Raw genomic sequence first — 1,796 nt, 5'->3', positions numbered from 1 at the left:
AAAATGTTGGCGATACCTCTAGATGTGTAAAAATTACACATTAAGTGATAGATGTGAGTCTGTATTTGCTATAGAGCATTTATAATAATCGTAATATCTTTTTAATGACAAGTTAGATTTAAATCCTATTTGCTGCATAATTTTTTCAGGTGTATTGTTTCCTTGAATTCTTCTTAAAATATAGGTATTTCGAAAATGTTGGGCTGAAATTCCCTTTCGAAGATTAGCACGTTTCACCTCTAAACGAATCATTTTCTGTATTGAGATTTCAGTTAAGAATTTTGGTGCATCATCTTGATAACTCCAATGATATGTCCTACGTGTAAAATCAAAAGCAATAAATAGTGGATTATTGCTGTGATATTTAGGGCGTACAGGTTCCGGGATAAGTTTATAGTAATTGTATAAGTGTAATTTATCTTCTTCCTTCAAATAAATGATTCTATTTACTTTTGAGTCTTTAGGAATGGATAAAGTATTCTTTCCGAAATGAACGTGTGCCATTCGTAAAGAAACAAGCTCTTTTAAAGATAATCCATAATCCAAGAGTAATGTAACGATAGAAATATTTCGCTCCAAGATCATGGGGCGTGTTGATTGTTGTTTTTCTGTAAGGCCTTCTAGTGAAGAAATAACTTCTTTTAAGTGTTTCTCTTCCTGGAAAGAAACGAAATCCTCCCTACGTAATGCTCGATCAGGTGGATCTATATGAATAATTCCTTCAATCGGACTTGGTAAATCTAAGTATTCGTACAACCTATTTAAAACAATATATATACGGTGTACAGTTTTATCGGAGTATTGACGATCGACTTTTAAATAGTAAAAAAATGATTCGAAATCTTTTTTCTGTAGTGACTCCCAAATATTATCGTTAGTAAACCTTTTTGATTGGTGCAGCCATTGAATGAAACTTTCCACATCGTAGATGTATCGTTTGATTGTAGAAGGTTTTCTTCCTTTGTTTGATAAATAAGAAGAAAAGCCTTCTATAGTATGTTGGGTCTCTTTTGAAGTCATGTTATATTTTTCACTCCTTATCCTCATACCTTTTGACTACTCTGTAAAATGTAGGACTTGTCATATTACACTTTTTCATGGCGCATAGCGCTGTGATCTTTCCTTGTTTCCAATCGTAATATACATCGATAAATTCCTGTGTGATTTCAGTTTTTGGTCTGCCCAAATGCTTTCCTTTTTTCTTTGCAGCTTCAATTCCTTCACGTTGACGAGTTTTTATTTTCGTTCGTTCTTCTTCAGCAAGCCAGGACAAGATTTGGAGTACCAAATCAGTAATAAGATTTCCTAAACTATCTTTGTATTGAGTTGTATCTAGAAGTGGCATATCTAACACGACAATATGAGCTTGTATATTTTGTGTAATATCTTTCCACTCCTGGAGGATAGCTTCTTTATTTCGGCCGAAACGGTCTAAGGAATGAATATATAAAATATCATCTTTTCTTAACATGCGTTTTACGAGTTGATATTGATCACGGTTAAAATCTTTTCCGCTTTGTTTGTCGATAAAAATATCTCGTTCGTCAGTGATGAGTTGTTTCATTGCTTCAAGCTGCCGGTCTTCATTTTGATCCCTACTACTAACTCTTATATATCCGAATTTTCTTGTATTCAAAATAAATAGACATCCTTTCAAAAATGTTTCTAATGAAATTATACCAAAAATGCTTCAAAAGGTGTCGTTAATTATTTAGTGCTTCAAAAGTATCTTTTTTGACCTTTAGAAGTACTGAATCAAGTAGGTTTTAATATACTTCAAAAGGTGTACCTTTTGA

The 1,796-nt window shown here is 32.7% G+C and carries 2 protein-coding genes; both read right to left on the bottom strand.

Features of this window, described 5'->3' with window-relative positions; all coding sequences use genetic code 11:
• Positions 1-33: 33 nt before the first annotated feature.
• Positions 34-1,020 carry a tyrosine-type recombinase/integrase gene (locus tag ACFVQC_RS30135; protein ID WP_377900188.1) on the bottom strand — a complete coding sequence of 329 codons (987 nt, stop codon included), beginning with the start codon at positions 1,018-1,020 and terminating at the stop codon, positions 34-36.
• Between the two features lie 10 nt (positions 1,021-1,030).
• Positions 1,031-1,636 (bottom strand): recombinase family protein, encoded by a 606-nt coding sequence (locus ACFVQC_RS30130; protein WP_377900187.1) that lies wholly within the window; start codon positions 1,634-1,636, stop codon positions 1,031-1,033.
• Positions 1,637-1,796: the final 160 nt, after the last annotated feature.

Source organism: Bacillus sp. NPDC057893 (genome assembly GCF_042796455.1).
Classification (GTDB): Bacteria; Bacillota; Bacilli; order Bacillales; family Bacillaceae_G; genus Bacillus_A.
The sequence above is the reverse complement of the archived record's forward strand: the minus strand, read 5'-3'. Positions and strand labels throughout refer to the sequence as shown.